The organism is Lactonifactor sp. BIOML-A5 (assembly GCF_009677585.1).
Taxonomy (GTDB): domain Bacteria; phylum Bacillota; class Clostridia; order Lachnospirales; family Lachnospiraceae; genus Lactonifactor.
Genome location: NZ_WKYV01000011.1, coordinates 68,014 through 88,306 on the forward strand (window position 1 = coordinate 68,014; position 20,293 = coordinate 88,306).

Consider the following 20,293-nt stretch of genomic DNA (forward strand, 5'->3'; position numbering starts at 1 on the left):
TCACCTACTCTACCCCTCTTTTAAAATGTCCCTTGGTAAACTCCGGTACATTTTGGGGATTCTTTTGATGGTGCAGGTATACACCTGCGAAAAGGGCTATCATCTCTCCGGTTTCCTTTGCATTTTCTGTAGTAAATGCCATCCGAAGACTTTCCGGTCCCAAATTCTTAACACTTTGACTCTCCTTCAGAAGTCCGGTGGGGATGCTGTTATATATGACGTTATAGCAAAAACTGCAGTAGCATTTTACAGGAAATCTCTGTCCGTACCGGTCTGCAAGCTCTGCCCGGCTGTCTCTGCCGCTGCATTTCCCTGCAGTTTTCTTCAGACACTGTGCTGAGATCATCATTGGATATCTCCCGTAGATGATCATCTCACTGCCGCCGTTATACCGCCTCTGCAGTTCTCTTTCATTCAGCTCCAGCGGCAGAGTCTGCCGCTTTACGCCCTCAAGCTCCCAAAAAGACTCCGCCCGGTTGTTAAAGCTGTACAATACATAGTCTAACACAGCTTTCCTCTCCAGTCCAAGTTTTTTTAGCAGTGCCCAGCTTTCCAGGTTCCGCACCAAAAATCCGTCAATCCCTGCATCCGCCAGCTCTCTCAGAGTGTTTTTTTCTTTTTCCAGGGTATCGCCTCTCACAATATAGGGAAGAGAAAGATAACATTCCTTTCCCCCATTATGAACCTCGCGGAGCAGCTTTTCTGCTCCGGCGAATAAACTATTTCCCGCCGTCATAGAACAGTCAACATAGATCCCTGCTACGTCTTTCCATTTCAGCGTCTCAGAAAGCTGTTCCCTGGTTTCCACAGAGATGTAGAGGGGCAGCTTATGCGCTCCCCCGCCGCGCTTTTCCTGTTCTCTGCCTGCAGGCACAGGGGGCTTTCTCCTGTAAACCTTCAGCAGTTCCTTTTCCAGTTCTTCCAATCCCCTGCGCCTCAGTTCATTGAGACTCTGCATAGGAAGAAAAAGTTCCCCTTCCATCATAATCCCGGGGTTTTCAAAAGAAAAGGGGGTGGCACCAGTTTTTCTCAGCTGTGCCTTAATTCTTTCTTCCGACAAAGGCTGCTTTACGGCCTGCTGAGCCGGTTCCCCGGATACGCTGACCGAGGCGTCCCGGCACTTTAAAGTGAAACGGGCAGGTTCTCCTGCCTTCAGATACAGACTTCCCTCTATACCCACCGGGCTGCTCTTCCCCACATACTCCCTGGCCAGCTTTTCATAAAGAACCCTGGCCTTTTCCTCTCTCTGACAGCCTTTTTTTTCGGTAAGCTTCTGATTTTTCACGGCCATCATTTCTTTTCCATTGTGTACCTGATAATACCCTCGGTTAAATCCATCTCTCTGATAAAGAGCAGCCAGCTCTCTGTAATCTTCCCCGGCTACTGAAAACGTCTCAGGACTCGTCAGCGCCATGTCCAGATACTTCCGATAGATCCGGGTAACCCCGGCCGCATATTCCGGTTTTTTCATTCGGCCTTCTATCTTAAGGGAGTATACTCCCCCGCGCAGAAGCTCGGGAAGAAGCTCTATGGTACACATATCTTTTGGGCTTAAAAGATACTTGTCCTCTTTGCTGTTCAGACGCTTCCCGTTTTCATAGACATCGTAGGGGAGACGGCAGGGCTGGGCGCACCTTCCTCTGTTCCCGCTTCTCCCTCCCAGAATGCTGCTGAAAAGACACATACCAGAATAGGAGTAGCACAGGGCACCATGGATGAAGCTCTCTATTTCTACGCCCGCAGTGTCGTGTATGACCTGGATTTCTTTCAGCGAAAGCTCCCTTGCCGTCACTACTCTGGTTACTCCCAGATCTCTCAGATATGCGGCGCCTCTTGCACCGGTAACAGCCATCTGTGTGCTTGCATGTATGGGAAGAAGGGGAAAATTCGCTCTGATGAAAGAGAGCACCCCCAGATCCTGAACAATGACCGCATCCAGTCCCCGCTCATAGAGGGGAGCCAGATACTGAAAAAGACTGCTCTCCAGTTCAGCGTCCTTAAGCAGGGTATTCACGGTAAGATACAGTTTTTTCTCATGTATATGGGCATAATCTATAGCCTCTGCCATTCGTCCATCCTCCAGGTTATTGGCGTATGCCCTGGCTCCGAAATTCTTCCCGCCGATGTAAACGGCATCCGCTCCTGCCAGAAATGCCGCTTTCATGCCCTCCCAGGATCCTGCAGGAGATAAAAGTTCTGCTTTCATATCGTTCCTTTCTGTTTTTCAAACAAGAAAAGGAGATCACCGCGGCAATCCCCCTTCCTCTATGATAATAATTCATTTACTTCTTTTTCCAGCTCTTCCACCTGACCGGACAGCTTATGATTCTTATCCTTCAGTTCATTCAGCTCATTCACAGCATTCTCTAGTCTCACCTGAAGCAGTGCCATCTCGTGCCTCAGATCATATACTTCTTTATCTTTGCCCTGCAGATCCTCTTCAAACACCTCAGCCTGCCTTTTTGCTTTAAAATAATCATCTGTGACATTCAAGCTTAACAGTGTATGCTTTGTCTCCACAGACTGCCGGTTGTATCCCGGCAGCTGACTCAGCTCTGCAATTTTATTATTAATATAGGACGCCACCTTCTGTAAATACTCTTCACTTTCATAACCGCTCAGGGTAATAATCTTTCCTCCGATTAACACCTGCGTCGTATTTTTTACTGCCATCTCGGGTCCTCCCACCTATTTTCTCATATGTCTATTATAATCGAATTCTGCAGAAAAACAACCCTTTTTATCAGGGCTGTGCGATCCCCAGATGATGATAGGCCAGCTCTGTGGCTATCCTTCCCCTCGGTGTGCGGGACAAAAAGCCGTTCTGAATCAGGTAAGGCTCATACACATCCTCAAGGGTTCCCGCATCCTCACCAATAGACGCAGCCAGAGTATCCAGACCCACAGGTCCTCCCTGGAATTTGACAATCACAGTAGTAAGAATGGTCCGATCCGCCTGGTCAAGCCCATACCGATCCACCTCCAGCAGATTAAGCGCAAAATTTGCCACCTCTTCTGTAATTCTTCCGTCGTATTTCACCTGTGCAAAATCTCGGACCCGTTTCAGCAGCCGGTTGGCAAGACGGGGGGTTCCTCTGGACCTGCGTGCCATCTCTTCCGCTCCCTTATCGTCTATCTCCACTCCAAGCACTTCTGCCGAGCGGATAATAATCGTCTTAAGCTCACCCACGCTGTAGAATTCCAGACGGTGCACCACCCCGAACCGGTCTCTCAGGGGTGCGGTGAGAAGTCCTGCCCTGGTAGTCGCGCCCACCAGGGTAAATTGGGGAAGATCCAGACGGATGGATCGGGCAGTGGCACCTTTTCCAATCATGATGTCAATGGCATAATCCTCCATGGCCGGATAGAGGACTTCCTCCACCTGCCGGTTCAGTCTGTGTATCTCATCAATGAAGAGTACATCCCCCTCCTGAAGGTTATTCAGGATTGCCGCCATCTCTCCGGGTTTTTCAATAGCCGGTCCGGATGTTACTTTCATATGAACCCCCATTTCATTGGCAATAATTCCTGCCAGGGTGGTCTTTCCAAGACCCGGCGGTCCATAAAAGAGTACGTGATCCAAGGCATCCCCCCGCTGTCTGGCTGCTTTTATATAAACCTTCAGATTCTTTTTTGTCTTTTCCTGGCCAATATATTCGTCCAGTGTCTGAGGGCGGAGGCTGCCCTCTACAGGCAGGTCTTCTTCTGTTACATCTGTGGTTATAATTCTTTTTTCCATGCTACCATCCTACTTCTATTATATGTGCATTTTCTTCAGAGACTGTTTCAGGATCTCCTCCACACTCATCTCCCTGGCACCTTCTACCAGTTTTACAGCCCTCAGGGCATCTGTGCCGGAATATCCCAGAGCAACCAATGCCTGCACTGCCTCTTTTGAGGCGTCACTGCTCCCGGGATTCTCCCCGTGGTCCATCTGACGGCTGCTTAGCTTCTGTTCAAAGGCATCTTCCAGATTCAGCTTGTCCTTCAGTTCCAATATCAGCTTCTGAGCCGTCTTTTTTCCGATTCCCGGTGCCTTTGCTATGGTGGCCGCATCATCTGACAGCACAGCGAATCTCAGCTCATCCGCTGTGATTCCCGACAGAATACCAAGGGCACCCTTCGGCCCTATTCCATTAACTCCCAGCAAAAGCTGAAAGGTATTCAAATCATCCTTTGTCAGGAAACCATACAGCTGCATAGCATCCTCACGGACATTCAGATACGTGTATATTTTCACCTTGTCCCCAGGATGCAGCATTCCATCCAGTGTGGAACCCGGCATAAAGATATTATATCCTATCTGACTGCTCTCCAGAATAATTTTATTTTCCTGAATCTCAATCACTTCACCTTTAATAAACGCTATCATATTTCCTCCTGCCTAAAGTATGCCAGGGCCGTCTGCCGTACGTTAAAGCAAAGGCTTCAGGCGCCTTATTAGCATCTGGCCTACAATTCCGATCAGCAGCCCGGTTACCAGACCCGCCACCAGCAATACAGGCACATAATAAAACAATTTTATATTTTCTACCACCAGAACTGCTACCAGAATCTGTCCGATATTATGAGTCACACCCCCGGCAATACTCACACCTATCACACTGAGTCCGGGAACCTTCTTCATCCATGCCATGACCATTAGGCTCAGATATCCTCCGGCCAGGCTGAACAGAATACTGAACAGACTTCCAAATAGAAAGCCTATGACCAGAATACGTATGGTAGCAATCACAGCGGCTTCTTTCCATGTAAATACATAGAGCATAAACACAGTTACCAGATTGGCAAGTCCCAGCTTAATCCCCGGTATTCCGGTGAATATCGGAAGAAGCGTCTCTATGTATCCGAATATAATGGCAATCGCCGCCATAAGACCCATCCACGCTGTCTTTTGTCTCACCTCTGTCTTCCACTCCTCACTGGGCTATAGTATCTGCCTGCTCATCCTCCCCGTTCCGGTAGATTTCCAAAACCACTTTGTTGGGAAGACACACAATCGTACCGCCGGAAGCGTCAATACTCTTCTGCTTTCGGCAGAGCTGGTCCGGGCAGTCAGCCTCTGTCATCCTTGCCGCACCATCTTTTATCTCGCATCGGTTGGTAGAACCGATTATAATCTCCTGATCGACAGATAGATCGTAAGTGCCGTATACCTCTCCGTCTACGGTTATCACCAGCATATTCCCTTTCTGTTCTCCAAACATCCTGAATCCGGCCCAGCAGGCTGCCGCCGCAAGCAGAATAACTCCTATCAGAATCAAATCTTTTTTCTTCACATTCAGGCACCTCCCGGAAAGTATCCACTATTGCTAATGCAGGATGCTTGAAAGAGTATACCATAAAAAAGACGTGATTGCAAAAATATCCGTCTATTGTTCTGTCAGTTTCATCCCTTCTGTTGTACGAATAGTTCCATCCTCCAAAACAAAGGCAGCCTCCACGCCCTCCAGGCTTTCTGCCAGTTCTCTTCCCTTCTCATATCCCAAAAGCAGACAGCTGGTGCTGAGACCGTCTCCCTGTAAGGAGCTGTCAGATAGGATGGTTACCTGGGTAAGACTATTTTCCACCGGATAGCCGGTGGCAGGATCCAGCACATGATGGTAACGCTTATTATTTTCCTCAAAGTAACGCTCATAAGTACCGGAAGAAACCACTGACCGGCCGTCTGCCTCCACAACTGCAAGAAGCTCGTTTCTGTCGGCAAAAGGTTTCTGAATGCCTACTTTCCACGGCGAACCGTCACTCTTTTTCCCCAGGGTCAGTACATTTCCTCCCAGATTAATCACCCCTTTTGACACTCCCTGTTCTCCTAAAAACTCCTTCAGACGATCTGCAATATAGCCTTTTGCAAGCGCTCCCAGATCAATCATAGCTGCATCATTTTCAAAAGTAAGAGTATCTCCCTCCAGAGATATTCCGGACATTCCCACCTTATCCAGAGCTTCCTGAATCTCATCCGGAGAAGGAACCCGGGGATTCTCTCCTGTGAAGTCCCACAGATCCTCCAGGGGAGCAACGGTAATATCAAACTTTCCATCTGACAGTTTATAATATTCCATAGCTGCTGTAATCAGCCTTTGCACATCCTCTGACACTTTCACGCTGCCGGTGCTTCTGTGATTAATCTGATACACCTCGCTGTCTTCTCTGGTACGGCTGAAGATATTCTCATACTTCTGACAAAGGGCCATGCATTGGTCCAGAATCTTCTCCGACTCTTTTTTGCCTTTTCCAGATATACTGATTTTAATTACTGTATCAAAATAAAAACCCTGCTTGCTCACCAGGGTATCTTGTTCTCTGCAACCAGTCAGGCTGCAGACGAAAACGACTGCAGCCATAACCAGACAACTTATTCTTTTCATTGTATAATTCCTAATCTCGGGCAAGAATCTTTGCACTTGCCGCAATTGGTACATTTTTCATAGTCAATATGTGCTATATTATCTGTAACCGTTATTGCCCCTGCCGGACAATCTTTTTCACACTTTTTGCAGGCAATACAGCCTACCTTACATGCATTCATAACTGCTTTGCCTTTGTCCTTGGAACTGCAGGCCACTAAGTACTTCTGATCATAGGGAACCAGCTCAATCAGGTGTTTTGGACAAGCATCCACACATTTCCCGCAGGCCTTGCATGCCTCCTTATCTACCACAGCAATGCCGTTTACTATATGAACAGCATCAAAAGGACAGGCCTTTACACAGCTTCCATAGCCCAGACACCCATATTTGCAGGCTTTTTCTCCCCCGCCCGGGATGAACTGCATCATCGTACAGTCTTCCACCCCTGTATACTGATAACTTTTTGTTGTTTTCTCACAGTCACCGGCACATTTCACGAAAGCCACTCTGTGAACAGCTTCCCCTGCATCCTGGCCTAATATAGCACCAATCTTGGCAGCAACAGGCGCCCCGCCTACCGGGCAGGCATTCACAGGCGCCTCCCCCGAAGCAATTGCCTTGGCCAAACCGTCACAGCCAGGGAATCCGCAGCCGCCGCAGTTATTTCCAGGCAGTTCTTCTCTTATGGCGATTTCCTTTTCGTCAACCTCAACGGCAAATTTCTTGCCTGCAATTCCCAGGAAGATTCCGATAAAAAGGCCTGTTCCGCCTACTAATACTGCCGCAATAATAATACCTTGTATCATCGTCTCTCCTCCTTATATAATTCCGGAGAATCCGAAGAATGCGATAGCCATAAGTCCGGCAGTCAAAAGCACACTCGGAAATCCCTGGAAAGCCTTTGGAATATCATTGTATTCCATCTTCTCACGCAGTCCCGCCATTAATACAATGGCAATGGTGAATCCCACAGCAGTGGCAAACCCATTGATGGTTCCTTCCAGCACATTATACTCTTTCTGTACATTGATGATAGCAACGCCGAGCACCGCACAGTTTGTAGTAATCAAAGGAAGATAGACTCCCAGACTGTTATACAGGGACGGAACTGATTTTTTCAGGAACATTTCAACGAACTGTACCAGTGCCGCGATTACCAGAATAAACACAATGGTCTGCATGTATTCCATGTGAATGGCTTCATTGGCCAGAATATATTTATAAATAATACTGGTAACAAAGGAGGCCAGGGTAATAACAAAAACTACCGCTCCCCCCATACCCGCAGCTGTGTCTATCTTTTTCGATACTCCGAAGAACGGACACAGGCCCAGGAACTGACTCAATACAACATTATTTACGACTGCCGCACCAATTCCAATGATTAATAACTCTTTTAATGCTTCCACGGTACCTACCCCCTATTCTTTCTCTTTGGCAGATGAAACTCTTCCGCCGCAGGATTTATTGCCGCAGGCCTCACAGCCCTCGATACAGCTGTGCATACTGTACTCTTTCTTGGGTTTCCCGTCCATTACTTTATTGCGGACAGCTGCCAGCATAGCAAGCACAAAGAAGGCTCCGGGAGCCAGGATAAAAATAGTTACGGGCACATAGCTGTCAGGCATAATCTGCAGACCAAAAATCTGTCCGGTTCCTATCAGTTCACGGAACGCCCCTAAAATAGTGATAGAAACAGTAAAGCCCAGCCCCATTCCTATACCGTCAAAGATAGAGGAAACCACGCCGTTTTTAGAGGCGTATGACTCTGCTCTTCCCAGAATAATACAGTTTACTACAATCAGGGGGATATAGATTCCAAGTGCGTCATACAGAGATGGTATAAAGCCCTGAAGCAAAAACTGCACCATGGTTACAAAGGATGCCACCACTACAATGTAAGCAGGCATTCTCACCTTGTCGGGAATCACATTCCGGAGAAGGGAGATGAACAAGTTTGACATGGTAAGAATCACTGTAGTCGTAAGTCCCATTCCCAGTCCGTTCATGGCCGCTGTTGTAACCGCCAGGGTGGGACACATTCCTAACACCAATACAAAGGTTGGGTTTTCTTTAATAATACCGTTATAGAGACGTTCTCCCGGTGAATTTGGTTTCATTCTTAGTTACCCCCTTTCTCATATTGGAAAGCCAGAAGACCGGCATTGACACCTCTGGTTACAGCTTTGCTGGTTATGGTGGCACCGCTTAGCGCATCAATCTCATTGTCAGCCGCCGCCCCTGTTTTTGTCACTTCAAAAGAATCCACCTGTTTATCCTTAAACTGATTTTTGAATTCATCCTTCGTGGCATTCATACCAAGACCGGCAGTCTCGCTGATGGTCAAAATGGAAATGCCATTGGTAGTACCATCCTCTTTCACACCCAGGGAAAAGGTGATATCACCGCCGTATCCCTCTGAGGTTGTAATATTAAAGGCATAACCCAGACTGTTTCCGTCGGCATCTACTGCTTCCATCACTTCATTGACTGTCTGGGCGGCATATCCTTTTTCCGCCAGAAAAGCCTGCAGCTTTGGGTCCTCTTCAGATATCACGGGTTCAAAAGTATCCGCTTCTTCAAAGACAGCTCTATAAGCCTCAATTTTTGCAGTTTCCTCCTGCTGGGCAATGGGCTCAGCGGTAATCTCGTGTACTAATCCCAGCAAAAGCCCTGCCACTAATGTAATCAGAGTAAGAGCTAATGTATCTTTTACAATATTTTTCATTATTTCTTACCTCCCTTTCCAAAAGCTGTAGGACGGGTAAACCTCTCAATGATAGGAATCAGAAGGTTGCTGAATATAATCGCATAAGAAACACCCTCTGCAGAGCCGCCGAATATACGGAACAGGCCAGTCAGAATACCAAGGATGATACCATATACAATCTGTCCTTTTTTCGTGATCGGCGTTGTCACGTAGTCAGTAGCCATAAACCATGCTCCCAGCATCAGCCCGCCGCCGCACAGATGAGCTCCGATAAATTCCAGGTCAAATCCATGTCCGCCGAACAGGATAATAAACACCAGGAAGGTAACTATGTAAGTGAGAGGGATCCGAAGGTCAATCACCTTCACTGCCAGAAGGAAAACCGCGCCTATGAGAATAGCAATCACTGAGGTCTCACCAATGGTTCCCTGGGTATTCCCCAGAAACATTCTCATTACATCGACACTTTCTCCTGCTTTCACTGCAGCAAGAGGAGTAGCTCCGGATACGGTATCCACCAGTCCCCAGGCACCTTTCTCCACACTGAAATCCGTCATCAGACCAGTAAATGAGATAAGCAGGAAACATCTTCCCGCAAGAGCCGGGTTCATAAAATTCTGTCCCAGTCCCCCAAACAGCTGTTTTACAATAATGATAGCAAATACCCCGCCGATGATCGGCATCCACCAGGGAACGCCGACCGGAAGGTTCAGCGCCAGAAGAAGGCCTGTAATCACTGCACTGTAGTCCCTGACCGTTACCGGTTTGTGCATGAAATGTTCGTAGATGCCCTCGGAAAGTACACAGGTAGCTACGGATATGAGAACCAGCAGCAGTGCTTTTGGTCCAAAGTTTATAATTCCAAAGATCGTTGCCGGCATCAATGCTATGACAACCATCAGCATAATATTACTTGTGTTCACCTTTGACCTAACGTGAGGCGAAGATGATACGTGTAATAATTCATTCATACTTTTCTTTCCTCCTACTTAGGTTTCTTACGGTTCGCAAGCGCAATTTTTCTCATAGACCTGATGGACTGGGTCAGAGGACGTTTTGCCGGGCATATGTAACTGCAGCAGCCGCATTCCACACACTCCACTCCATCATATGCCTCAAACATATCCAGCTGGTTGTGGTTGGCAAAAGTCGCCAGTCTGGACGGCAGAAGCCTCTCCGGACAGGCGCTGACGCAGCGTCCGCAGTTTATGCAGGCCGTCTCAGGCTGTTCAGAGACATCATCATTGGTCAGACAAAGGATTGCCCCGGATGTCTTCACAGTAGGAACATTCAGATGAAACAGCGTCATCCCCATCATAGGGCCGCCGGCAATCACCTTTTTGGGAGCTTCTTTTAATCCTCCCGCTTCTTCAATCAGGCACTCCATTGAAGTACCGGTACATACGGAAAAGTTACAGGGGTTGGCAATTGCATTCCCTGTCACGGTAACAATACGGTGTATCAGCGGCTGTCCAAGCATTACCGATTTATAGATAGCCACGACCGTATCTATATTGTCAACCACACAGCCCGCGTCGGCCGGAAGCATAGAGGAATTAATCTCTCTGCCTGTGGTTGCATTAATCAAACAGCGCTCAGCACCCTGGGGGTACTTGGTCTGCAGAGGTTTAACCTGAATCCTGGATTCATTTTTCACCATTTCTTCCATCTTTTTGATGCAGTCCGGCTTATTATCCTCAATGCATATAAATCCCTGGGCATTGTCAAACAGTTTCAGCATACATTTCAAACCGCCCACTACTTTTTCCGGCTCTTCCAGTATTCTCCGGTAGTCAGAAGTAAGATACGGCTCACACTCTGCACCGTTGACAAGAACATATTCTATTTTATCCGGCTCTTTGGGGGATAGCTTCACATGTGTGGGGAATCCGGCTCCACCCATGCCTACGACTCCGCCCTCCTGAATCCGCTTCAGAATCTCTTCCTTTGTGAGAGATTCCAGTGATTCTGCAGGATGGTATTCAACCGTCTCATACTGGTCGTCGTTTTCAATCACTATGGCATTTACCATAGCCCCGCTTGTAGTCAGACGCGGCTCAATGGTTTTCACAGTACCTGAAACCGATGCGTGAATAGGTGCAGACACAAATCCGCCTGCTTCCGCAATTTTCTGGCCTACCAATACCCGTTCTCCTTTTTCCACCACAGGCTTTGCCGGAGCCCCGATGTGCTGTGAAAGCGGATACACCAACTCTCCCTTGGGAAGTACGGCCTGAATTGGCTTTTCTTTTGACAGTTCTTTTCCGTCATAAGGATGAACTCCACCCTTAAAGGTTAAAAGCCCCATTTCTTTCCCTCCTTCAATTAGTAGAATCTTCTTGGCTTTTAAACTACATATACTCCTAATTTGCTTAATTTGTTGAAAGTGCCTTAGGGGCATCATTAAATTTTGATTTGTTTTTAATTTAACAAGGAGAAAGCCAAACTCCTTTCACAATAATACCACTTTTTTATAAAGAATACTATAAAAAATACTATATTTTTTATTCAATTTTTATTCATGTTTAATGTTATAATAAGTGCAATCGGAAAGGAGTTTGTATTATATGTTTAAAAAAAATATAGTCCTGACAAATTTATCTCATACTTTTCTTACCGGCTTTCCACTGGAAGTAAAATCCGCCGATCAGGTTCTTTTCTTTGATATAGAGACCACAGGCCTTGGATGGAAGCGTTCCGTCGTCTATCTGATAGGCGCGGTTCACTATAAAAACAGCCGCTGGACCCTGACTCAATGGTTCGCTGAGACAGAGGATGAGGAGAAAGAAATCCTCATGGATTTTTATCTTCTGGCCGACAGAAAATCCTATTTTATCCACTATAACGGTACCAGTTTTGATGTGCCTTATCTGAAACAAAAGTACAATTTTTACCAGCTTTCCCACCCCTTTACTGACAAAAAGCAGCTGGATCTTTATCAAAAATTTATACCTTTAAAAAAGCTTTTCAAGCTGGAAAATATGCGTCAGAAAGACCTGGAGTCTCTCCTGTCCTACCCGAGAAAGGATACCTTTTCCGGAAAAGAACTCATTCAAAAATATAAGGAATATCTTAAAAATCCCACCCCGGAACTGTTGGAGCTCATACTACTCCACAACTATGATGACCTGATGGGAATGATCGGGCTCAGGCCTCTGTTCTCTTTCTTTCAGCTCCTGAACGGCAGCTGGACCATCCGGAAAGCCAGCATAATATCCACAGAGACTTACGAAGGTACAGAAGAACCGGAACTGCTGATTACCCTGGACCTGCATGTACCTCTCCCCTTCCCTTTCTCCGTTTCCAAAGCAGACTACTATCTCACGGGAAAAGACCGGCAGGCACGCATAAAATCTCCGGTGAAAGACGGAACATTAAAACTGTATTTTCCGAATTACCAAGATTATTATTATCTGCCATTGGAAGATACTGCAATACATAAAAGCATTGGATGTTATGTAGACAAAGAACACCGGATAAAGGCAACACCTGAGCTCTGTTATCAGAAATTCGAGTGTACAGAGGAGTTTCTGGAAGATCCAAAAAAGCTCTTGCGGTATGTGAGAGGAGTCTTGGGGGTTTTGGAGATGTGAAGTATGGGTTTAATAAGCTGTGGGAGGAGACAGAAAAGAGCTGCCGCCTCTCAGCAACAGCTCTTCCATCTCTCAATTATTCTTCTGTATCAACCGCATCCTCTGCCGGTGCTTCCCCAACTGGTTCTAACACCTTCATACTCAGGCTGATTTTTCTCTCGTCTCCGTTGAAGTCTACCACTTTTGCGGTGATAATCTGTCCTACGGACAGTACATCGGATGGTTTATCCACATGTTCCCTGGAAATCTGAGATACGTGAAGAAGTGCGTCTACACCGGGTTCTAACTCTACGAAAGCACCGAAATCGGTCATACGTGCAATTCTTCCCTCAATTACATTTCCCACTGCATATTTGTCAGCTGCTGTAAGCCATGGATTCTGATCTTCAAATTTCAGGCTTAGAGCAATTTTATCTCCGTTGATGTCTTTGATAAGAACCTTAATCTGGTCTCCTACAGTAAAGACTTTTTTAGGATTCTCTACTCTGCCCCAGGACATTTCGGAAATGTGCAGGAGTCCGTCCGCACCGCCCAGATCGATAAACGCACCGAAATCTGTTACGTTTTTGATGGTTCCCTCTACTACATCACCCGGCTGAATTCTGGCAAAAAGTTCTTTCTGCATCTCAGCTTTTTCTGCCATTAACAGCTGCTTTCTGTCACCGATGATACGGCGGCGTCTTGGGTTAAATTCACTGATTACAAATTCGATTTCCTGATCTGCATATTTAGATAAGTCTTTTTCATAAGTATCAGATACCAGACTGGCTGGGATAAAAATTCTTGCCTCATCAATTACAACGCTTAAGCCTCCGTCCAATACCTGTGTCACTTTAGCTTTTAAGATTTCCTTGTTCTCGAATGCTTCTTCTAATCTCTTGTTGCCTTTTTCTGCTGCCAGTCTCTTATAGGTAAGCAGCACCTGGCCCTCACCGTCATTGACCTTTAATACCTTAGCTTCCATTGTGTCACCGACATGTACAAGAGTTGTCAAGTCTACATTCGGCTCATTTGTATATTCACTTCTGGAAATGATTCCATCTGCTTTATAGCCGATGTTCAGGATAATTTCATCTTCTTTTACGTCGATGATCGTACCCTCTACCACCTCTCCATTTCTGATGGTCTTAAATGATTCGTCTAACATTTGTTCAAAGCTCAGTTCTGACATGTTCTTGAACCTCCTCAATAATATTATTTGGGGTGGATGCCCCTGCTGTAATACCTACGCAACCAATGGATCGAAAACAATCAGAATCCAAGTCAACAAGTGTCTGTATATAGTAAGTATTTTTACATTCCTCTTTACATATCTGGTATAGCTTCTGGGTGTTGGAACTATGCTTTCCACCAATAACAATCATAGCATCCACATCTTTTGCGATCTGTCTGGCTTCCGTTTGTCGCTCCTTTGTTGCCTGGCAGATCGTATTAAAAACAAGTCTATCATACCTCTTTTTGCTAAAAATTTCAACTAGATCTTGAAAATTATTGTAATTAAATGTCGTCTGTGCCACGATACACAGCTTTTCTACAGGCTTTTTCAGGAATTCCAGGGCCTCTTCTTTCGTCTGGATCACTGTCACCGGGCCGTTGCACCAGCCCTTGATCCCTTCCACTTCCGGATGGCTGTCATTGCCAAAAATCAATATATGCCGGCCTTGTCGGCTTTCCTCATCTACTATTCTGTGTATCTTTTTAACAAAAGGACAGGTGGCGTCAATATAGGAAATCCCGTTTTTCTCCATTCTCTCACACACAGCACGGGGGACACCGTGAGAGCGGATCAGGACAGTTCCCTCCCGGATCTGATACAGCTCTTCTTCCGTCTCCAGTATCCTTACCCCTCTGCCGGCAAGCTCTCTCACCACCTCTTCATTGTGAATGATCGGACCGTAGGTATAGACTTTTCCGTCCTTTTCAGACTCTTTATACGCAGTTTCCACCGCTCTTTTGACTCCAAAACAAAACCCTGCGGACTTCGCTACTTTTACTTCCATACTTCCTCATTTCTCATTTTTCTGTTTTTTTGCTTCATATATTTCTAGAATTGCATGTATTACTTCAGGAATATCCAGATCTGAAGTGTCCACCAAAACAGCATCCTCAGCCTGTCTCAGGGGAGATATTTCACGAGTCATATCCCGGCGATCCCTCTCATTAATGTCAGCCTCAATTGCATGAATATCGCAGGCAATTCCCTTCTCTGTCAATTCTTTGTATCTGCGCATAGCCCTGGTGTGAGTGCTTGCCGTGAGATAGATTTTGACATTGGCATCCGGAAGCACCTGGGTCCCGATGTCCCTGCCGTCCATAACTACATTTGTACTTCTTGCCATCTGCTGCTGCAGTTCCACCAGCTTCCTGCGGATAGCCGGGTTGGCAGAGCTTACAGAGGCCATATTCCCTACCTCTTCACTTCTTAGCCTTGCGGTCACATTCTCATGATTCAGAATCACCTGCTGTTCGCCGTTTTCGTACTGTATGGTAATATCCGCCGTACGGCAGGCTTTTTCCATCCCCAGGGCATCCTCCGGAGGAATACCCTGCTGCAGGAGATAGTAAGCCATTGCCCGGTACATAGCTCCTGTGTCCACATAAACGAAGGACAATTGTCGGGCAATTTCCTTTGCAATGGTACTTTTTCCGGCCCCCGCCGGACCATCAATAGCGATGTTATCTCTCATCTTGTTCTCCTCCTTCTATTGCCTGAGCCGCCGCGTAAGCGGTAGACCAGGCGATCTGCAGATTAAATCCACCTGTAACAGCATCCAGGTCCAGCACTTCACCTATAAAAAAGAGCCTCTTTATTAGTTTTGACTCCATAGTCGATGGATTTACCTCAGAAACCTTGATCCCGCCTTTTGTAATAATAGCTTCGTTAAAATCTCTGGTCCCGGTTATGGTAAACGGAAAGGCTTTCAGCAATTCCAGAAGTCCCGCCCGCTCTTCCCTGGAGATCTCATGTATCTTCTTTTCCGGGGGGATTTTGCTCAGCTCAATGATCACGGGAAGAAACTTCGCCGGTAAAAGGCCGTGAATTACGTTTTTAAATTGTTTATTCTTCCCCTCTTCAAAATCTCTCAGGATCCTGTCATCCAACTGTTCTCTGGACAGAGCCGGCTTCAGATCCACATATCCCTGGAGCGGCTTTTTTTCCAGTTTTCTGCTCAGACTGGCGCTGGCGGTAAGCACCAGGGGACCTGTGACACCGAAGTGTGTAAACATCATCTCCCCGAACTCCTCGTACAAGGTCTTCTTCCCGTCCTTTATGGTCAGCGTAACATTTTTCAGAGAAAGCCCCTGAAGAAGGGGAATATAGGCTTCTTTCGTCTCCATAGGCACCAGCGAGGGAACCAGCTCTGTCACCTTGTGGCCAGCCCGTTTCGCAAATTCGTATCCGTCTCCCGTAGAACCTGTAGCCTGATAAGAGAACCCTCCCGTAGCGATTATCACACAGTCACCAGAGATTACCTGCCCGTTTTTAAGCAGAATCCCTCTGGCCTGTCCCCCTTCTGTCACAAGATCCATCACCTGCGTTCCCAGGTGAATCTTAACTCCCTCCATCTTCATTCTGCGCTCCATGGCACCGATTATTTCTGACGAATGATCGGAAACAGGAAAGACACGATTTCCCCGTTCCACCTTGGTCTTCACCCCGATAGATTCAAAGAAATCAATGGTATCCCAATTGGTATACCCATAAAATGCGCTGTACAGAAACTTTGGATTACTCATCACCGCGTTCAAAAGTTCGCTGACATCACAGGCATTTGTCAGATTGCATCTGCCCTTTCCTGTGATATAAAGCTTTTTGCCCAGTTTCTCATTTTTTTCAAATACATGTACCTCATGACCATGTTTAGCGGCAAACACAGAAGCAAACATCCCCGCTGCCCCGCCGCCTACAATTAATACTTTAGACATTATTCTCTCCCATATTAGGATTCTTTATTTCAATATTGTTATCTGCCAGATTAATTTCATCATTGTTATATACCTGGAATTCATCCCAGATTTCTTCCAGGGATTCCAGCGTAGACACTACCTCTTTCTGCTTTTTCATACAAAGTGCCACAACCAGCGCATTCACTACACTCAGAGGCGCCACCAGAGAGTCCACAATGGATGCCATATCACTTCTCGCTATAAGATTACAGGAGGAATACAGGTTCATAGGTGAGTGGATACTGTCTGTGAGCGTTATCACTTTGGCACTGCGCTTGTTGGCGAACTCCATTGCCTTCAGTGTCCGCATAGAATATCTTGGAAAACTGATACCAATGATAACATCCTTTTCATCGATTCGGATCATCTGTTCAAACAGCTCACTGGCACTGTTTGTCTGAAGGAGATGTACATTGTCGAAAATCAAGTTAAGATAAAAGCTTAAAAAGCTTGCCAGCGGGGCACAGCTTCTGATTCCCACAATATAGATCCTTTTCGCTTTTAAAATAGTATCTACAGCTATCTCAAAAGCCTCCTGATCCATATGCTCCAGGGTCAGCTTAATCTTATCAATATCTGACTGCAGCACCGTTTCCAGTATCTCTGACTGAGGGACCTTTCCGTAAGTGACCTCCATTCTCTGGATAGAGTTCAATTTGTTTCTCACAAGCTCTTCCAACGCTTTCTGAAACTCAGGATACCCCTTGTAACCCAGATAGATTGCGAAACGCACAACTGTGGACTCACTTACTCCCACGACTTCCCCAAGCTTTGCAGCCGTAAGAAACACCGCCTTGTCATAGTTGTCATTGATATAAGTTGCCAGCTTTTTCTGTCCCTTGCTGAAAGACGGGAACAGGCTGTTCATTCTGCTTAATAAATTCTCTGTCTTTCCCATTTCATACCTCGATCCTTTTTGGCTCCCTCAGGAGTCACTGCCGGCATTATATCATGCCTTCGGCATGATCGCCATTCCCCGCTCGCTAAAAGTGAGCAAAGCTCCCTATGGTTCGCTAACGCTCATTATATCACAAAAGCGGGTGAATTTAAATCTGCCACTTTGGATTTTGTTTAAAATCCCCTGTATATCCCTGCGTTCTAAGGATTTTCTGTAAAATGCACAAGAATTTCTACAATTTCACTTTCTGTTCCCACACGCATAGCCGGTCCCCATACCCCCACTCCCGAGGTGACAATAGATGTCATATCTCCCACCTGCAGCAGGCCGCAGGGGTTCTTCCATCCCAGCCTTACCGTAAGATTTCCGGGAAACATCTGCCCGTCATGGGTATGACCGGATAAATCCAGATCTGCCCCAGCCTCTGCCAGTTCCTCCAGTTGGGAAGGCTGATGGTCCATCACTATAACTGGGATGTCCTTATTCAGATTCCCAAGCAGTTCCTCCGGAGATTCTCTGCTCTCCCTCATCTTTTTCACCATGGAGGGATCTTTTCTTCCTGCCAGGCAGAAGGCATCGTCCACCAGCAGCACCTCATCAGAGAGCAGCGTAATATCCGCAGCCTCCAGGAATTCTTTCATTCTGGGATCTTCCTTTCTGACTTCTCCGGATGGAAAAGAGAATCCTGCCAGCAGCTTTTCATTCAGATCGTGATTCCCCCAGCATGCATATACTCCATAAGTGCTTTTGATCTCTCTCAAAACCGAGGCGATCCTTTCCGGATGAGAAATGGCATTGTACTCATTATCGAATATATCCCCTGTCAGACAGACAAGATCTCCGTCGCAGGCATTGATTGCCTCCACCATCCTTCTCATCTGCTCTTCGCCTACACTGTACCCCAGATGCAGATCCCCGGCTACTATTATGCGGAGGTCCTCCCGTCCCCAGCATTCTTTTTGTATCTCCACCGCATATTTGGCAGTGTGTATATACCTGGCGTGAAAAATGCCGTATATGCTCAGCAATGTGATAAGAAAAACACAGATTCCGCCTGCCGCTGCAAAGGTTTTTCTGTACTCCAGGAAATCCTGAGAGATCCTTTTTGTCCTTTTCAGCAAAATACGCGTCAAGCCGGCCCCAAAAAGCACCAGCAGGGTATAGAGAAAGATCCCCAGCCAGTAATTATTCAGCAGCTTTAATAGCCTGTGAAGCACCCCCTTATGGACTATGAAGGAGGTCAGAGGCGTCAGCGCCATAAACAGATATGCGCCCACAAATCCCCTGCAAAACCATTTCGACTGGAAATATTTATGACATGCTCCCATCCATCTCATCGCCAGCCGCAGTACATACCAATTTATCAAAAAATACAGCGGAGCCAGTAAAAATGCCAGCAAAACCTTCACTCCCCTTTCTTTTTATGATTGTAACATAAAATCAGAAAAAAAGGCATCTGTATGAACTGTGTTCTTTACAGATACCTTCTATATTATATATAGTTATTATTTACCAGAGATTTCCATCTGAGTCAAAGGGAAGATACTCCGGTTCACTCTCGATTATCAGATCCGGATTTTTCTTAGCCTCCTCGTAATATGCCTCAGAGAGCATAATATGTTCAATATGTAAGCTGTTAGGAATCCTGACGATTCTGGCATGCTTCTTGTCAATCTCATTGCAGGTTCGCACACACACCTGAATAGCTTCCCTGTCGCTTTCCATAATAATGGGAATTCTCACACCGCCCAACACTGTGCAGGTAATTGCATTGGGATACATAGAAGCCAGATCCAGCTTCTCAAAAACTCTTTTGGTTGTTGCGCTGGAATACCCCAGTCCGATACCGTTCCCGTGGGTTTCAGGGCTCAGATCCAGCACACAAACTCTCTGGGCTTTGATTCCGCCGGTCGCGTAGGGTGTACAGAAGGTTCCCGTAATATTGGGATCCATACCGTCTCCACTAAAATTCTTGCCGATCTGATCCACTACCAAAACATCACATTCATCCACCAGTATTCTTGGCATATTGGCAAATGCTTCCTGAAGCAGCGGAGGCTCTTTTTCCGCAATCTCCTCTGCACTGACTGCTACAATTTTACATGTCTCGTCAAAAGCATTCTCAATGGTGGGGACGGCAAACAGAATTGGTGCGTTTTTAATAATTGCTCTTCCGAACATAGGAACATATTTGGCCATATTTTTGAATCCTGCCTCGTGGCAGACCTCCGCTCCATGCTGCTTTCCCAGTCCGATGGCCATCATCTTCATAATACCGCTTTCATAAGGACCCCGAAATGCAGTATGTGGTTTGATCCTGCATCCAAGGATAATCCCGTCTGCCTCTGCTGCATACTTATCAATAAATACATCCATTCCCTCTTCATTGACACCAATCTTCTTCACTTCCATAGACGAAAGAATAGGGCACCCCATAGCTTCCTCCGTAATGCCATAACTTTCCAGCACAGCCTTCTGTCCCTCAGCCGTGGCACCTCCGTGACTGCCCATGGCCGGTACGATAAATGGCCGGGCACCTCTGTATTTCACAAAATCAGCAATACATTTTGTGGTCAATGCCACATTGGCAATTCCCCTGGAACCCGCGGTAATAGCAATACGCATCCCAGGCTGTACTTTATCAGCAAATTTTTTCTGAGAAAGAAGCTTTCGGATAATGTCCGGAATCTCTTCCGGTTCAATCCTCGGCCTCGGAAAAACTTGTTTTACCTTAAACATTTTCGGCAGAGCTATATCGCTCACCAAATCTGCCACTAACTGTCTGTCCCGCATA

21 protein-coding genes are annotated in these 20,293 nt (G+C 46.4%); 1 reads left to right on the forward strand and 20 read right to left on the reverse strand.

What is annotated here, in order from left to right:
* Window positions 1–4: 4 nt before the first annotated feature.
* The 13 genes from GKG41_RS10840 to rsxC form a co-directional block, all read right to left on the reverse strand.
* Window positions 5–2,206 carry a U32 family peptidase gene (locus tag GKG41_RS10840; RefSeq protein ID WP_154258526.1) on the reverse strand — a complete coding sequence of 734 codons (2,202 nt, stop codon included), beginning with the start codon at window positions 2,204–2,206 and terminating at the stop codon, window positions 5–7.
* A 59-nt stretch (window positions 2,207–2,265) separates the two neighbouring features.
* Complete coding sequence (locus GKG41_RS10845) at window positions 2,266–2,673, reverse strand: cell division protein ZapA (protein WP_072850902.1); 408 nt, start codon at window positions 2,671–2,673, stop codon at window positions 2,266–2,268.
* Window positions 2,674–2,743: 70 nt separating this feature from the next.
* Window positions 2,744–3,739: a Holliday junction branch migration DNA helicase RuvB gene (gene ruvB, locus GKG41_RS10850; RefSeq protein ID WP_154258528.1), complete on the reverse strand. Its 996-nt coding sequence runs from the start codon at window positions 3,737–3,739 to the stop codon at window positions 2,744–2,746.
* A gap of 18 nt (window positions 3,740–3,757) precedes the next feature.
* Window positions 3,758–4,372 carry a Holliday junction branch migration protein RuvA gene (gene ruvA, locus GKG41_RS10855; protein WP_154258530.1) on the reverse strand — a complete coding sequence of 205 codons (615 nt, stop codon included), beginning with the start codon at window positions 4,370–4,372 and terminating at the stop codon, window positions 3,758–3,760.
* 42 nt (window positions 4,373–4,414) lie between these two features.
* Complete coding sequence (locus tag GKG41_RS10860) at window positions 4,415–4,903, reverse strand: Gx transporter family protein (protein ID WP_226903550.1); 489 nt, start codon at window positions 4,901–4,903, stop codon at window positions 4,415–4,417.
* Window positions 4,904–4,919: 16 nt separating this feature from the next.
* Window positions 4,920–5,279: a NusG domain II-containing protein gene (locus GKG41_RS10865; protein ID WP_226903551.1), complete on the reverse strand. Its 360-nt coding sequence runs from the start codon at window positions 5,277–5,279 to the stop codon at window positions 4,920–4,922.
* 93 nt (window positions 5,280–5,372) lie between these two features.
* A complete protein-coding gene (locus GKG41_RS10870) occupies window positions 5,373–6,368 on the reverse strand; it encodes an FAD:protein FMN transferase (RefSeq protein ID WP_154258533.1) in 996 nt (331 codons plus the stop codon).
* Entirely contained in the window at window positions 6,365–7,156 is a 792-nt protein-coding gene (locus tag GKG41_RS10875; protein WP_154258535.1) for an RnfABCDGE type electron transport complex subunit B, read from the reverse strand. Before GKG41_RS10875 ends, GKG41_RS10870 begins: the two co-directional genes overlap by 4 nt.
* Window positions 7,157–7,168: 12 nt before the next feature.
* Window positions 7,169–7,759 (reverse strand): RnfABCDGE type electron transport complex subunit A, encoded by a 591-nt coding sequence (locus GKG41_RS10880; protein ID WP_072850888.1) that lies wholly within the window; start codon window positions 7,757–7,759, stop codon window positions 7,169–7,171.
* A gap of 12 nt (window positions 7,760–7,771) precedes the next feature.
* Window positions 7,772–8,470, reverse strand: a complete 699-nt coding sequence (locus tag GKG41_RS10885; protein WP_154258537.1) for an electron transport complex subunit E — start codon at window positions 8,468–8,470, stop codon at window positions 7,772–7,774.
* 2 nt (window positions 8,471–8,472) lie between these two features.
* On the reverse strand, window positions 8,473–9,078 hold the full coding sequence (locus tag GKG41_RS10890) for an RnfABCDGE type electron transport complex subunit G (protein WP_154258539.1): 606 nt from the start codon (window positions 9,076–9,078) through the stop codon (window positions 8,473–8,475).
* Complete coding sequence (locus tag GKG41_RS10895) at window positions 9,078–10,031, reverse strand: RnfABCDGE type electron transport complex subunit D (RefSeq protein WP_154258541.1); 954 nt, start codon at window positions 10,029–10,031, stop codon at window positions 9,078–9,080. The genes GKG41_RS10890 and GKG41_RS10895 overlap by 1 nt, the downstream gene beginning before the upstream one ends.
* Before the next feature lie 14 nt (window positions 10,032–10,045).
* Entirely contained in the window at window positions 10,046–11,368 is a 1,323-nt protein-coding gene (gene rsxC, locus GKG41_RS10900; RefSeq protein WP_154258543.1) for an electron transport complex subunit RsxC, read from the reverse strand.
* Between the two features lie 259 nt (window positions 11,369–11,627).
* Between rsxC and GKG41_RS10905 the strand changes: the two genes are divergently transcribed.
* Window positions 11,628–12,653 (forward strand): ribonuclease H-like domain-containing protein, encoded by a 1,026-nt coding sequence (locus tag GKG41_RS10905; protein ID WP_154258545.1) that lies wholly within the window; start codon window positions 11,628–11,630, stop codon window positions 12,651–12,653.
* A gap of 76 nt (window positions 12,654–12,729) precedes the next feature.
* On the opposite strand, the gene rpsA is transcribed toward GKG41_RS10905, so the two are convergent.
* From rpsA to GKG41_RS10940, 7 genes are all read right to left on the reverse strand, one after another.
* Entirely contained in the window at window positions 12,730–13,824 is a 1,095-nt protein-coding gene (gene rpsA, locus GKG41_RS10910; RefSeq protein ID WP_154258547.1) for a 30S ribosomal protein S1, read from the reverse strand.
* A complete protein-coding gene (gene ispH / locus GKG41_RS10915; protein ID WP_154258549.1) occupies window positions 13,805–14,653 on the reverse strand; it encodes a 4-hydroxy-3-methylbut-2-enyl diphosphate reductase in 849 nt (282 codons plus the stop codon). The genes rpsA and ispH overlap by 20 nt, the downstream gene beginning before the upstream one ends.
* A 6-nt stretch (window positions 14,654–14,659) precedes the next feature.
* Complete coding sequence (gene cmk, locus GKG41_RS10920) at window positions 14,660–15,340, reverse strand: (d)CMP kinase (RefSeq protein ID WP_154258551.1); 681 nt, start codon at window positions 15,338–15,340, stop codon at window positions 14,660–14,662.
* Entirely contained in the window at window positions 15,330–16,580 is a 1,251-nt protein-coding gene (locus GKG41_RS10925; RefSeq protein WP_154258553.1) for an NAD(P)/FAD-dependent oxidoreductase, read from the reverse strand. The genes cmk and GKG41_RS10925 overlap by 11 nt, the downstream gene beginning before the upstream one ends.
* Window positions 16,573–17,499 carry a MurR/RpiR family transcriptional regulator gene (locus GKG41_RS10930; RefSeq protein WP_072850867.1) on the reverse strand — a complete coding sequence of 309 codons (927 nt, stop codon included), beginning with the start codon at window positions 17,497–17,499 and terminating at the stop codon, window positions 16,573–16,575. The genes GKG41_RS10925 and GKG41_RS10930 overlap by 8 nt, the downstream gene beginning before the upstream one ends.
* A gap of 200 nt (window positions 17,500–17,699) precedes the next feature.
* On the reverse strand, window positions 17,700–18,899 hold the full coding sequence (locus tag GKG41_RS10935) for a metallophosphoesterase (protein ID WP_154258556.1): 1,200 nt from the start codon (window positions 18,897–18,899) through the stop codon (window positions 17,700–17,702).
* A gap of 109 nt (window positions 18,900–19,008) precedes the next feature.
* Window positions 19,009–20,292: a lactate racemase domain-containing protein gene (locus GKG41_RS10940; protein ID WP_154258558.1), complete on the reverse strand. Its 1,284-nt coding sequence runs from the start codon at window positions 20,290–20,292 to the stop codon at window positions 19,009–19,011.
* Window position 20,293 lies beyond the last annotated feature (1 nt).